Source organism: Candidatus Hydrogenedens sp., from assembly GCA_035361075.1.
Classification (GTDB): domain Bacteria; phylum Hydrogenedentota; class Hydrogenedentia; order Hydrogenedentales; family Hydrogenedentaceae; genus Hydrogenedens.
This window is the reverse complement of record DAOSBX010000007.1, coordinates 91,586-106,047: the sequence shown is the minus strand read 5'-3', so window position 1 is coordinate 106,047 and position 14,462 is coordinate 91,586. Positions and strand designations below refer to the sequence as shown.

Genomic DNA, 14,462 nt, shown 5'->3' with positions numbered 1-14,462 from the left:
AATACAATGGGCTTGTTGTGCCATTCTCTGAGCGACACGGTGACGTGTCCCTGTTTCATCGGATGGAATTTTTGCATTTGGCTTCAAAAAACGATTTGCATATAAAATTTGTGTTCCATCTGAATTAAGAATAATTGCTCCATCCATTTTTGATAATTCATAAATAAGTTGCGGTTTCAATTCCGCATTTAGTTCAACACCTCCCTCTGATAGTTGAGACAATTTTTTGGGTTCGCCAAAACATAATAAAGCACCCATTCCACTTTGAATTATTGCAGAAAGTGCTTCACGAACCTTGCTCCCTGGTGCAACCATCTGAAGGGCTTTTTTGAAGAGTTCATCTGTATCGTGGATACTACTCATAAGATTCCTCCCGTTCTTTAAACAGGTTCTTTAATTCATATACATTTGTTAGTGAAATTAGATGGACATCTCTACAGTTTTCTGGGATATCCGAAGACTCATATTTAGGAATAATACATGTTTTAAAACCAAATTTTGAAATTTCATTAAGACGAATTCGTGTAGCATTAACTCTGCGGATTTCTCCTGTCAAACCAACCTCACCGAAAGCAACCCAGTCAGGGCTCATTGGAATTTCCCAAAAACTTGAAAGCAATGTAATAAGGATAGGAAGGTCACCCGCAGTCTCATCTACAAAAATTCCTCCTGCCACATTAACAAAAATATCCCTATCCGCAAGGAAAATACCTGCTTTTTTTTCTAAAATTGCTATCAATAAGGACACACGTTGCGCATTTAATCCCATAATTCCACGTCGTGGTTGAGGATTTCTATTTTTTCCGACAAGAGCCTGAATCTCTACCAATAAAGGTCTTGAACCACCTATCATAGGCATCACAAGAGAACCACTTGCTCCCTGTGGACGTTCTTGTAGAAAAACCGCACTCGGATTGGTTATTTCTTTTAATCCTTCAGCACACATTTCAAATACACCTATCTCCTGAGTAGAGCCGAACCGATTTTTTATGGCTCGCAATATTCTAATAGAAAACTTCCCTTCCCCCTCAAAATATAATACTGTATCTACAATATGTTCTAACACCTTCGGTCCTGCAATATAACCCTCTTTCGTGATATGCCCTACTATCAACATTGGTATATTTTTCTCTTTGGCTTTCTGAACAAGTTCATATGTGCATTCCCGCACCTGTGTAATACTACCTGGAATAGAGTCTACTTCTGGGTTACTAACACTTTGAATTGAATCTATAATTAGAAGAGAAAAATGATGTTCATCAATCGCATAAAGTATCTCTTGTAAGACAGTAGATGAGAATAAAAATAGATTGTCTTGAATAGAATTAACTCTACTCGCTCTATCTTTCACTTGATGATAAGACTCTTCTCCATGAACATATAATACAGAGCCAACATTTTTAGACCACATCCCAGCAATTTGAAGTACCAATGTAGATTTCCCTATTCCTGGCTCACCTCCAATCAAAATAACTGCTCCAGGTATAATCCCACCACCTATAACACGGTCAAATTCATCCACCCCTGTTGGAATACGTTTCCTTAGATGCTCAAATGATTCCAAATTAACAATAGAAACGACTTGAGATGAACTCTCTACTTTATAATTTTTGTTGACAGATGTTGAAACCCGTTCTAAAAATGAATTCCATGACTCACATTGGGGACAACGTCCTAACCATTTAGGTGAAATCAAACCGCATTCCGAACATTCATAAATTTTTTTTTCGCGTGCCATCGTTGTAAAATCTTATCACTTTATTTTATTCTTATCATATTACACATAAATAATATCGAAATTTATATTAACATCCCAACTAAAAAGATGAGGTAAAAAATGGAACAGTTGTTTTTCTTATCTGAGGAAGAAGTATTGCATATTCAGGAAAACTATGGAACCCCCATTTTTGTTTACGATGAACAAAGTATGTTTAAATCGGCTCAAGAAGTTTTATCATTTCCCCATGCCTTTGGTTTTACCGCTCGTTTTGCAATGAAAGCACTACCTACTCGCAAAATTCTGCAGAAATTTCACAAGTGGGGATTACATATAGATGCCAGTAGTGAATATGAAGCAGAAAGGGCTCTTCGTGCTGGTATTCCCCCTCAACATATACAAATAACAGCACAGCAACTCCCTATAAATCTCAAAATGTTCGTAGAGAAGGGCGTTTTATTTAATGCATGTTCTCTCCAACAATTAAAAATATATGGAGAAATGTTCCCCGGAACAGAAGTGAGTGTTCGAATAAATCCTGGATTAGGCTCAGGCTCTTCTAATCGCACTAACGTCGGAGGACCGTCATCAAGTTTCGGAATTTGGCATGAATATTTGGACAAGGTGTATGAAGTTGCGAATAAATATAACTTAAAAATCACTGGCTTACATACACATATTGGTTCTGGTTCTGACCCTGAGGTATGGGTTCATTGTGCTCATTTAGCATTAGATACAGCAAGTAAGATGCCAGATGTAACTCGTCTTAGTCTTGGAGGTGGATACAAAGTCGCAAGAATGGCTGATGAAAAAACTGCAAATCTACAAGAAATAGGTAAAAGAATCCTTCCCTCCTTTTATGAGTTTGAAAAAAAATATGGTAGAAAACTTCATCTTGAAATTGAACCAGGAACATATTTAGTGGCACTTGCTGGTTCTTTAATTTGTAGTGTAATTGATGTGGTTGATACAGGACCTTCAGGTTACCGATTTATCAAAGTTGATTCTGGAATGACTGAAAATGTCCGCCCATCAATGTATGGTGCATTACACCCACTTGTACTCGTATCTAAGCATAATAATGCTTCACAAGGAGAATATCCTTACATTGTTTCAGGACATTGTTGCGAAAGTGGAGACATCTTTACTCCACAACGAGGTGACCCTGAAAGTTTAGAGCCACGAATGTTAAAAGAGGCTACCATTGGTGACGCTTTGGTTGTCGAAGGTGCCGGTGCTTATTGTTCCAGTCAATCCTGCAAAAACTACAATTCCTTTCCTGAATGTGGAGAAATCCTCAGGAAAGGTCCATTTGATTACGAGTGGATACGCAAATTCCAAACATTGGAACAGATGATTCAAAATGAATTATAAATACATAAAGAGATGTGACCATGAATAACCTAACTGCGTTAATTACAGGTGCCAGCAGAGGTATTGGGAAAGGGATAGCCTCGATTTTGGCACAAAATGGATATAATATTATTGCTATTGCCCGAAGTCCACAAGGGCTTGAAAAATTAAAAGATGAAATTGAAACAAAATATAAAGTAAAGTGTTATCCTTTTTCTTTAAATATCGAACATCTTAAAGAACAGGATGATTGGTTTTTAAAAGAAGTTCATAATCTTCCTGAAATCGACTTATTAGTAAATAATGCAGGAATTGCTCCTGAACGTCGCATGGATATTTTAGAGTGTATCCCTGAAAGTTACGACCATGTATTAAGCACAAATTTACGAGGACCTTTCTTCTTCACTCAAAAAATAGCCAAGCGAATGATACAGACACGGATAGAAAAAAAACAGATACCATATAACCCACGGATTATTTTTATAACAAGCATCTCTTCAAATACTGCATCACCAAGCCGAGCAGAGTATTGTATAAGCAAAGCAGGTCTCAGCATGACTGCTCAATTATATGCAGTCCGTTTATCTGAATATAACATCCCTGTTTTTGAAATTCGCCCAGGAATTATCATGACAGATATGACAGAACCTGTAAAGGAAAAATACGACAAACTAATTCAAGAAGGTCTGCTTCTTCAAAAACGATGGGGAACTCCAGAAGACATAGGGAAATGTGTTAAAGCCATAGCAGATGGTTTGTTTGATTATGCGACAGGTTCTATTTTTGAAATTAGTGGCGGTTTCAGTGTGTTGAGATTATAATATACAACTAAATAGGAAATAGATTTAGATATGGTTATTAAAAGACACGAATTAGCAAAAATGATAGATCATACTTTACTTCGACCCCATGCTACAGAGGATGAAATTCGAATCCTTTGTGAAGAAGCAAAAGAAAATAATTTCTGTTCTGTAAGTGTTAATCCAACATGGACAAAATTATGTGCTCAGTTGTTAAAGGATACCCCAATAAAAGTCGACGTTTGTATAGGTTTCCCTCTTGGTGCCACAACAGCACATGTTAAAGTACTCGAAACAGAAGAAGCTATCCGCAATGGGGCACAAGAAATTGATATGGTCATTAATATTGGTGCTCTTAAATCAGGCTATACAGCCTATGTAGAAAAAGAGATTGCAGCCATTGTAAAAACAGCTAAAAATGTACCCGTAAAAGTTATCTTAGAAACAAGTTATTTAAGTACTGATGAGAAAGTAGCGGTTTGTGAAATGGCAATACGCACAGGAGCCTCATTTGTGAAAACTTCAACTGGATACGGAATAAAAGGAGCCACTGTTGAGGATGTTCAACTGTTACGGAAAGCTGTTGGAAATTTACTCGGCGTTAAAGCAGCAGGAGGTATACGAACCTATGGTGAGGCAGTAACCATGATAGAGGCAGGTGCAAACCGAATAGGAACAAGCACCAGTTTGGATATATTACAAGATGCCCCGCTTTAATAATAATTTAGAACGATAAGGAGGAATATTATGGATGCTATTGAGGCAATTAAAACACGTCGTTCTGTAAGACAATACATAGATAGAGAGGTTCCAAAAGAATTGCTGGAAACACTGATTGATTGTGGACGACTCTCTGCCACTGCAAGAAATGAACAGCCATGGGAATTTATCGTTATTGTTGACAAAGAATTAAAAAGAAAAGTTGCCGAAACTACTGACCATGGCAAATTTATTAGTGAAGCTGGAGCATGTATTGCTGTGATTTGTAAAGATACAAAATACTATATTGAAGATGGCTCAGCAGCTACACAAAATATCCTCATCTCAGCAAATGCATTGGGCTTGGGCTCATGCTGGGTAGCTGGGGATAAAAAACCTTACTGTGATGTTATCCTGAAATTACTAAATGTTCCTCCTCATTATAAATTAGTGAGTTTAATTGCTATCGGCTATCCTGCTGTTATTCCCTCTCCTTCTAAAAGGAGTCTCTCTGACGTTTTACATTGGAACGTATTTTAAAAATAGTAAAGAGTTTATATAATGTCTTTACTCCAAATGTGACTCACAAGAAGTTAAATAATCAGAGAAATATTGATAAGTGGCATATTGAGCACGAATTATTCCCTTACCATGTTCAACATAACGGTTTGTCTGTCGTTCATCTAATATTCTTGCCTTTACATTATCCTGTATTTGAAAAGATACCATTTTGAGTACTTGCTGTTTAAGTTCAGGATTAAGTATAGGGAATGCAGATTCAACTCGATAATCAAGGTTTCGTTCCATTAAATCTGCTGATGAAAAATATACATCCGCATTTGCACCTCTACCAAAAATATAGATACGTTGATGCTCCAAAAAGCGATCCAAGATAGAAATCGCATAAATATTAGCATGTGCAGGCATAGCATAAGTAGTACGAACAATCAAATCAATATGAACTCCCGCATCTGCTGTTTCTTTTAGTTTTTTTATAATCTTCGTATCGGTAAGATGATTCACCTTCAACAAAATATAACCTTCAGACCCTTTTTCTTTTTCACGGTTTATAAGCCTATTTAGCGATTTGCGAAGTGTAAAAGGTGAAACTAAAATATGTTCAAAATCAGGTGCTTTTAATGGAGGCAATCCCGACGTTCTATCTAATAATCGTATCGCTTCTTCAACTTCTTCTGCTATCTGTACATTTGAAGTAAGTAAAATACTATCTACATATTGTCTTGCTGTTTTCTCATTAAAATTACCTGTCGATAGTGCGACAAATTTCTTGCCTTTCCTTTTTATAAATAGAAATTTTGCATGGACTTTCATAGGAGGAACACCATAAGCAACACGCACACCTGCTTCTGCTAATCGCTCTGCAATTTGGATATTATGTTGTTCATCAAATCTTGCCTGAAGTTCTATCGAAGCAAAAACCTTCTTACCATTCCTTGCAGCATTAATTAAAGCATTTACGATTCGAGATTGATTAGCCACACGATAAATAGTAATTTTTATTTCTTCAACATCTGGGTCAATTGCAGACTCACGTATCAAACGAATCACATGGTCAAACGATTGATAGGGATATGTAAGCAAAATATCCTGTTTTTCCACAATATCCAATATCAGTTTTGATGTTCTACTAAGAACTGGATGTTCAACAGGAGGCAAAGGTTCAAAAAGTAAATCTTGCCTTCGTGCAGGGAAATTTATTAAATCTTTCATGTTATGATAACGCCCACCCGCAATGACAGTATCTTCCTCCGAAATTTTTAATTCTTTCAGGAGTTTTTTACATAATTTTCTCGGCATTTGCTCATCATAATGAAACCGAGTAGGTCTTCCCCCTTTACGCTGTTCCAGCACCTTTCGCATCTTACGGATGTAACCTTCTGAAAAATCATTGTCAATATCTAACTCCGCATCCCTTGATATTTTGAATTCATACGCTTCAATATCATCATAAGGAAAAATATAAAACACATCATTAAGAAATAAACGAATAACATCATCAATGTATGAAATATTACCACTTGGTAGTTCTATAAAACGGGGCAAAACGGACGGAATTTCAAGAATAGCATATTTTTTGTTTTTTTGGATGTTCATTTGTATTGCAAAATAGATAGCCCCATCAATAATAGGTGGTAAAGGAACTTTTTCTTGCAATAAAATAGGGACAAGGGTATGAAGTATATTTTCTTGGAAATATTCTGAAAGCCATTGTAATTCAGATGGGGATAATTCTTTTAACTCTTCATGAGTTAATATTCGAATTCCATAATTTGCTAATTCTTCAGTAATCGTCTGATAGGCTTGTCTAAAACGTTCATCCAATTCTCGAGAAAAATCACCAATAACTTCAAGAAGATACGCCATTTTTTGTTCACCTAATTCAAGCCTCCTTTTAACACTTGCTACACGAACCTTAAAAAATTCATCCATGTTAGAGGAAAAAATTCCAAGGAATTTTAATCGTTCTAAAAGAGGATTTCGAGAATCTTCCGCTTCCTGAAGAACCCGCTCATTAAAAGATAATATAGATATTTCACGTGTATGGAATATTCGTTCTTTATTTAACATAATAACAGACTAATGTTTTTATAATTATAAAGACATAAACATCTTTTACTAATTTAACCTATTTCCCCATCCACTATCAATCTACAAAATTAAAAACAGAAATTATCTTCGCTTTGTCCTGGACATGGATAATATCTACCCGAATTATAAATTTGAATAACACGGAGTAATTCATCAAACTCAATTTTCCAGTTTTGTGGATTATAATCTGCTGAATAAGGTGCACATTCATGGTCATCACCAATACCAGGAGAGTATCCATCTTCAACGTTATTTATATCACAATAATAACCTTCCATATTAAAAAACTGAACAACTCGCAACAGTTCTGAAAGGTTAAGATATCCATCCCGATTCAGATCTGCTGAATAATAATAAATATACTCACCTTCTGTAAATCCCTCGATTATTCCCTCACCTTCCAGCACTCCTTCACCCTCCACTATTCCCTCTGTCGTTCCTTCTATAATTCCTTCCCCTTCTTGGCTCCCCTCGACAATCCCTTCCCCCTCTAAAATTCCCTCATTTGAACCTTCCAATACCTTACATTCCTCATACGTCAAAAAGTCCGATATCTCAAGGTTTTCAGGAACTCCATTTCCACTTGACAATCCTGCAATAAAACTTGAACTCATACAATTAAGCCATGTAATTGCAATTCTACCGTCATAAAATAACTCCACCTGTGTATTTACCTCTCCTGAGCCATATCGCATCACTTGATAATAAGTAACAATAAAAGCATCTTTTTCAAATTGATAGATAACAGAACCACCTGCTGATGGATTTAAATCATCAAAAAACAGCGATATTCTCGGGATAGAAAAATGCCTTTCTAATGATTCGTCATAGTCATTATCACCTCTTGTAAAGGTCAAATAACCATTACTTCCAATATAACAACTTGTATATTCAGTACCATATAGATAAACTTTGGTGCCTAATGGAAATTCAAGAAAATAAAAACTATCATCCCCCAATGTTATAGGAGTTGCGTTTCCTGTATCTCTCATAAAATTAGTTACATCTTCCTTACATGCCGAATAATAATCAGGTGAATTATCAGGTGTAAAAACAATCCGATTGTAAGAAATAGGGACTGTATCAACTATGGTGCTTTGATAATTATATGTAAAATAATCAGGTTGCATGAGAGTCTGGAAAAACGAACAATCACTGGTATAACTATTTCCAGCACGGTCAACTAAAGTAACCCTGTAAAAATATTTCGTATCTGGAGTTAGTCCTGTTAGTAAAATTTTATGGTCTGTAGTCCACATTATCGACTCTTCATGATTTGGGAAAGGAGTAGAACAAAGCAATCCATACTCAAATCTGACATTACTATTTTCATTTGTTTGAATCTGAAATTCAGAACTCCGAGTTGAAGGAAAAGCGTTTAATTGTAGTAATTCTGGTGGAAATGCATCTATATTGGCTTCTGCAACTTTTATCTGTGAAATCCCTTCATCTGTATGTTCATCATAATATTCTGCGGAAATTATTCCTTCATGGATAACAGATAGCATTCCATCATTTTGTCCCGTGTTAGTTGTAGTTAATTGAATTGTTCCCTGAAACAAACCTGGTATTTCTTTTTCAATTAATTGCATCTGTTCCGAATCACCACTTGTCGATGTTATTGACAAGTCTATTGATTGTTGTCCTGCCAAGTCAGCATCTGAAAGCGTCAACATCGCAAGAGATGAAGCGGTATATACTGACTTGTCCCAAATAACACTCCCATCAGACCCCGGTACAACTGGAATCTCTACCTGAATCGGATAAATTGGATTCCCTGTTACGGTTAGAGTAAGCGTAGGAACAAGTCCCGGAGGAGATAACTGAATTAAATTGTTTCCAAACACAGTTAAACCAGCCCCAAATAATGTCGTAGAATTACTCAAAGTTGCAGAGGCATTTTCCCATTCAATATATAAGGGGAATGGCAATCCATCGGGACTTACAGATATATTATAGTTTATAACAGGGTTCTGTAACTCCCCTATCCATATTTCAGTAGAGGGGTCTCCCAAAATATTATACATCTCAAAGTAATATTGTGTTGTACCTATATTGCCGTAAAAATTAAAGAATTTTAATTTACCTGCAAGTATCATTCCAGCCGTCCATGTTTTATTCTCAAAAAAACTTTGAATAATATATTTTTCCAATACATCGTCTTCATCCCAATATGAAGATTCTGAACTCCCGAAAAATCCCACACCTCCAGCTGGAACCCGTTGCCATGTTTCACCAAAACATTCAGGTCTTCCAAATTGACCAGTTTCGCATGCAAAACTCAATACCCAAGGATATACTGTATTAGATAAAGAATTTAAATTATCTTGCGTAATTGCAGGCCCGTCTTGCCATTCGGTTTCAGAACCATGCCCCGAATAGACAATCCAACCCCTCCCCTCATTAATAGCTGACAAGACATCAGAAGTAGTTGCATTATATGTTACTGTATATAATTTTTGTGTAGCGAAACCTTTAGGCGAAAAATAATTCGTTATCACATAATTATGCGTTTGCTCGGTCACTTCATAATGGTCAACACCTGTTAAAAAAGAAGCCTTTAAATACCAAGGTGTGGATAGTGCCCATTGTGCCTTTTCATATTGAAGAATTTTATTAATAGCATTATCTAAATTCGCTATTGTAGATGCACTGATCCGACCAATCCATAAATCGGGTGTATAGTATTCATCACCATCTACAACCGAATAATATAAATCAGTAACAGGATTATAATAAGCATAACCTTGCTGTGCAGGTATATAATTTGCGTCGCCTACTAAAACTACAAATGAAGGAGGAATTTCCCAACTTTCATAAGCCTGTTTTATATAGTTTCGAATTAATGTCGAATTTAATCCAATATCTGCTACATTCTTAACTGTTATTATAAAACCCCTCTGTGTCTTCCATTGTATCCATTCATTCAGTTTGCTACTATTAATAAAATTAGACCCTACGATAACGAGCATTCCTGTCGGTATTGTGTAGTTACTTTCTATTTTCTCTTTACTTGTATCAGAAAGATTATTTACTATCAAAGGCTTCCATAAATCATCAACGTATTTTGATTCATACTTTTTATCTCGTACCTTTAGAGACTTGGCATTATCCCAGCGAACGGAAATATTTACATTACGTCTTAAAAATATTTTATTTTCTGAAGGAATATAATGAATTGGGTAATATGAAATTTGGTATAAATTCTTTCCACGGACTACCCCGAAAGGCTCAAGGGTTATGGTCTCTCTTCCATATTCTTTTCCTTGTTCGTATGCACTGGAATAGATAATAAATTTAGGTTTTTCTTTACCGATAGATTTTTCCCATGGAGGTTGAACTGGATAAACAGGATAAAGCAATTCTTTCTCTTCTTTAATAGATATAACTTCGTAGACAAAAGATACATTTTTCACATTAACTGGAACTTCTATCAATCGACGCAATACTGGAATTTCAGGATAACCTTCAGAACCCTCTATACCCATATCACAGATTTCCAGACGAGAAAATATCTGTTTATCGATATTCTGCTCTTTTATCTCTATATCTGAAACCAATTGTATATTTATATCACAACCTGAAACAAGAGGCGTCGATTGAATATGAACTTCTGTTGAAGCATCATAGGAGAAAATAAAAAAAAGACATATACAACCGATTAAACATTCTTTTTTATATAACATCCGAACAACTCTTACTCCTTCTTACAAATTACATTCCTATTAAAATTATACCACAATATCACCATATTTATTCCTGAAAAAAAAATATTACTGCAGTCTTTTACAGACTGCAGTAATATATATAGTATTGAAAAAATTGTATACTACATTACTTTTTTTGTGGAACAACTGCGTCTTTTGCCGCTTTAGCAATTCTGAATTTCAATACTTTCTTTGCAGGGACTTTCATCTTCTCTTTGGTCTGTGGATTGATTTGGATGCGAGCCTTACGCTGTACTACAACAAGCTTGCCCAATCCGGGAATGACAAAACCTGCAGGAGCCTGAGCATAAGCCAGCTCGACTAACTTTTGAAGAAGTTCATTAACTGTCTTCTTGGTTAGCCCTGTCTCTTCAGCGAGTAGTTGAAGGATTTGAGCTTTGGTCAAAGGCTTATCACCTTCTTTTGCTTTTTTGAATGGCATATTTGTTCCTCCAGTGGGTTACTCCCCATCGTTTTTGTTGGCTCCATGAATATTGCAACTGGCAATATCCAATCAACGCCAACGTTTTTACTGTAATATATGTAAGATATACAATTTAAACTCAAAAATCAAATTGGAAAGTACCTTTTTTTGATTTTTTTATTTAATAAATTAAATTATTTCAAAAATAAAGAATCGGAAGGTTATTTTTATGTTAGCTCACATTATCCAAGGTAGAGAAGGTTGCATTTACGGTAAAGAAAATCATTTAGGTATTATTATTGTAGACGCATTAAGAGCAAGTGCTACAGCATCCATGCTTCTTCATCATGGAGCCACCAAAATATTCGTAGTTGCTGAAGTAGATACCGCACGACAACTAAAACATATTTTTCCAAACGCTCTCTTGTATGGTGAAAGAAATGGCCTTCCACCAGAAGGGTTTAATTTTGGAAACAGCCCACAGGAAACGGTATATGCCAAGGGGAAAGAAGTTATTTTTACTACAACAACAGGAGCACGCTTACTATTTGAAGCATATAGAAGAGATGTCCCTTTTATAATTATGTCTACTACAATCAATGCTAAAGCAACCATTCAATTTCTAAAAAAACAAAATAAAGATTTTGTAATAGTTCCTGCAGGATTATTCGATACCCCTGAATTCTCTGCTCAAGAAGACTGGGTAAGTGCAAGTTTCATTCTTCAGCAATTGGAAATATCGATAGGTTGTGGAAGAGATATATTTGAATACTGGGTAAAAAGAATTGAAAAAGAAGGTATTAAGAAATTATTTCAAACAGCACCACATGCTGATAAATTAAGAACCATCGGACTTAAAAAAGATATATATTGGTGTGCCAGAACAAACATAACCAACTCAATACCTATAGTCACAGGAATAGAAACAAATTATTTAATCCTTGAAAATGCACACATCCCATAACACAGACACAAACTATCTACTCTGGTTGGTAGCCTTCTGGAGATTTTGTAAGTATCGCCCATGAAGCTTTATCTATCCATTCATACAATTTCTCAACCCCCAATCCAAGTGCATACCAGGCAGGAGCATAAAGTAAGGTTATTTGTCCATGAAGATTATAGCGAAGATGGGAATAATCCCAAATTTTTAACCCTATAACCTTGTGAAAGATGATACCTGAGACATACTCAACAAAAAATATACCTATCATATAAACAAATGCCCTCAATGGTAATGGAACCTTATTTGCTTTCAAGGGATTCCTTAACCACGGAGTTATAATACCCAATAAACCATAATCAATCATCATCCATGGCGAGGTATGCCCATATAAATTAATTTCACCATGTTTAATTAAACCTCCGAAACTTGTAAAAAAGACCTCCATCACCAATCCTAACAATGCAAAAATAATAAACCGTACTATAGACCTATGATAATCCATAATATCTCCTTTCCTTTTATAATAAACCTAAAAAGAACTATAGTTTACTTAACTTAGGAGCCTGCCTGCATATTTATTTATCACACCCACTATAAAATTATTTCAAAAAAATCCATTTATGATACCTTACTATTCATTTTTTCACACGATTATAATCTGTTTTATAAATCACAAATAGGATTATGCTCGGGGATGAGCATCCTTATGGGCTCGAGTTATCCGTTCTACACTTACATGTGTGTAAATCTGAGTAGTAGAGATATTTGAATGTCCTAACAATTCTTGAACAACCCTCAAATCGGCACCTCTGTTAAGTAAATGGGTAGCAAACGTATGTCTAAATGTATGCGGAGTCACCTTTTTTGACAAACCTGCTAACATTGCATATTGCTTCACTATCCGCCACAATGTCGTCCTGCCCATTTGTTTGCCCGACCTTGATACAAATATACATGTAGTCTTAACATTCCCAGTATTTCTAACAGATAACCATTCTTGAAGTCGAGAAATCGCCTTACTACCTAACGGAACAATACGTACCTTATCCCCTTTCCCTCGAACTCTTAATAAACCCTCATTAAAAACAATATCTTGGATACTAATCTTTGATAGTTCACTTATTCTTAAACCACAAGAATAAAATAATTCTAAAATAGCAAGGTCCCTTTCTTTATTCTTCTTTGTAGTTTCCGCCACCTTAAAGATTTGCTCTATTTCGCCTTCTGTCATAAAATGGGGTAGTTTCTGAGATAAATGAGGAGTATCTATAACATCAATAGGGTTCGTATCCACTATTTGCTCATCACATAAAAATCGATAAAAACCTCTTAATGTGCTGAGATGCTGAGCTATAGAACGCGTAGATAGTCCTCGTTTTTGAAGATTAAGTAAATATTCAAGTATTAAAGCAGAATCAACTTTTTCCAAACCATTTATATGCTTCTCATACAAAAAATCGAGAAAAGAAAGCAAGTTTCTTTTATATGTATCTAATGTGTTTTCAGAAAGTCCCCATTCAAAAACAGCAAGCTCAAGAAAATAATCTATCAAATTGACGAATTTGGTTTCTTTTTCATTCGGATTCATCCAAAATAAATTCTCCGGGCTCTTTCTGACCTGAAATTTCTCGTTTTACCTCTTCTTTCAGCTTTTTTAATTTCATTTCTTCTTCAATCTTCTGTGTTACCTTCATCAACAGTTTTCCTGCATTGGGATGTTCCAAAGCCAGAGCCTTTTCCAACATCCATCGACTTCTATGCAAATCTCCCAACTTGTAATAACAAAAACCTAAACCATAATATGCATCACGATGTTCTGGATTTTCCTCACAAATCCAACGATATAACGCAATAGCCTCCACTATCTTCCCCCGACTTACCAGTGAGGCGGCTTCTCTCGAACGAATTTTTATATCCGATGAAAAAGTCAAATAGCTCCTCCCTGACTCTTCTAAGCCATCATCTGGTAGCGGAAGTTTCACCACTTCTTTATTAATTTGTACTTGAGGAGGAGGTGAATCTTTTGGTGGTATTTGTTCAGTCTTTGCAGGGTCAATTCTCATTACCAACTTTTTACCACATGCAGGACATGTCCCTCTTAACTCATGGCCATCAACTTGAGGAACCAATCGTGCACCACATTCACACTCCAAAATTTTTGTTTTTATATCTTGTCCATCCATGTTATAACTCCTGAAATAATAAA

At 35.7% G+C, this 14,462-nt stretch carries 13 protein-coding genes; 5 read left to right on the top strand and 8 right to left on the bottom strand.

The genetic code is table 11. The features are described 5' to 3' along the window. A partial coding sequence (locus PLJ10_03820) for a diadenylate cyclase (protein HOK08771.1) occupies positions 1-363 on the bottom strand: 363 nt, incomplete at its 3' end. Next, on the bottom strand, positions 356-1,738 hold the full coding sequence (gene radA, locus PLJ10_03815; GenBank protein HOK08770.1) for a DNA repair protein RadA: 1,383 nt from the start codon (positions 1,736-1,738) through the stop codon (positions 356-358). The genes PLJ10_03820 and radA, both read right to left, overlap by 8 nt. A gap of 99 nt (positions 1,739-1,837) precedes the next feature. On the opposite strand from radA, the gene PLJ10_03810 reads away from it, so the two are divergent. From PLJ10_03810 to PLJ10_03795, 4 genes are read left to right on the top strand one after another with little or no spacing between them, the layout of a single operon-like run. Next, entirely contained in the window at positions 1,838-3,091 is a 1,254-nt protein-coding gene (locus PLJ10_03810; protein ID HOK08769.1) for a diaminopimelate decarboxylase, read from the top strand. A 20-nt stretch (positions 3,092-3,111) separates the two neighbouring features. Next, on the top strand, positions 3,112-3,891 hold the full coding sequence (locus tag PLJ10_03805) for a 3-ketoacyl-ACP reductase (GenBank protein ID HOK08768.1): 780 nt from the start codon (positions 3,112-3,114) through the stop codon (positions 3,889-3,891). A 30-nt stretch (positions 3,892-3,921) separates the two neighbouring features. Further along, positions 3,922-4,587 carry a deoxyribose-phosphate aldolase gene (gene deoC, locus PLJ10_03800; GenBank protein HOK08767.1) on the top strand — a complete coding sequence of 222 codons (666 nt, stop codon included), beginning with the start codon at positions 3,922-3,924 and terminating at the stop codon, positions 4,585-4,587. A gap of 30 nt (positions 4,588-4,617) precedes the next feature. Further along, positions 4,618-5,109 (top strand): nitroreductase family protein, encoded by a 492-nt coding sequence (locus PLJ10_03795; protein HOK08766.1) that lies wholly within the window; start codon positions 4,618-4,620, stop codon positions 5,107-5,109. A gap of 27 nt (positions 5,110-5,136) precedes the next feature. Here PLJ10_03795 and ppk1 read toward each other — a convergent pair whose 3' ends face one another. The 3 genes from ppk1 to PLJ10_03780 all read right to left on the bottom strand — a co-directional run bounded on the left by ppk1 (position 5,137) and on the right by PLJ10_03780 (position 11,328). After that, positions 5,137-7,158 (bottom strand): polyphosphate kinase 1, encoded by a 2,022-nt coding sequence (ppk1, locus tag PLJ10_03790; protein ID HOK08765.1) that lies wholly within the window; start codon positions 7,156-7,158, stop codon positions 5,137-5,139. An 89-nt stretch (positions 7,159-7,247) separates the two neighbouring features. After that, positions 7,248-10,865 carry a C25 family cysteine peptidase gene (locus tag PLJ10_03785; protein HOK08764.1) on the bottom strand — a complete coding sequence of 1,206 codons (3,618 nt, stop codon included), beginning with the start codon at positions 10,863-10,865 and terminating at the stop codon, positions 7,248-7,250. 148 nt (positions 10,866-11,013) lie between these two features. Further along, positions 11,014-11,328, bottom strand: coding sequence for an HU family DNA-binding protein (locus PLJ10_03780; protein HOK08763.1), 315 nt, complete (start codon positions 11,326-11,328; stop codon positions 11,014-11,016). A gap of 211 nt (positions 11,329-11,539) precedes the next feature. Between PLJ10_03780 and PLJ10_03775 the strand changes: the two genes are divergently transcribed. Then, positions 11,540-12,274 carry a 2-phosphosulfolactate phosphatase gene (locus tag PLJ10_03775; protein ID HOK08762.1) on the top strand — a complete coding sequence of 245 codons (735 nt, stop codon included), beginning with the start codon at positions 11,540-11,542 and terminating at the stop codon, positions 12,272-12,274. 16 nt (positions 12,275-12,290) lie between these two features. On the opposite strand, the gene PLJ10_03770 is transcribed toward PLJ10_03775, so the two are convergent. The 3 genes from PLJ10_03770 to PLJ10_03760 form a co-directional block, all read right to left on the bottom strand. Then, positions 12,291-12,758 (bottom strand): putative ABC transporter permease, encoded by a 468-nt coding sequence (locus tag PLJ10_03770; protein HOK08761.1) that lies wholly within the window; start codon positions 12,756-12,758, stop codon positions 12,291-12,293. Between the two features lie 180 nt (positions 12,759-12,938). Further along, the gene (locus tag PLJ10_03765) at positions 12,939-13,844 is read right to left on the bottom strand and encodes a tyrosine recombinase (protein HOK08760.1); all 906 of its coding nucleotides are present in this window, start codon (positions 13,842-13,844) and stop codon (positions 12,939-12,941) included. Beyond that, complete coding sequence (locus tag PLJ10_03760; protein ID HOK08759.1) at positions 13,831-14,439, bottom strand: hypothetical protein; 609 nt, start codon at positions 14,437-14,439, stop codon at positions 13,831-13,833. The genes PLJ10_03765 and PLJ10_03760 overlap by 14 nt, the downstream gene beginning before the upstream one ends. Positions 14,440-14,462 lie beyond the last annotated feature (23 nt).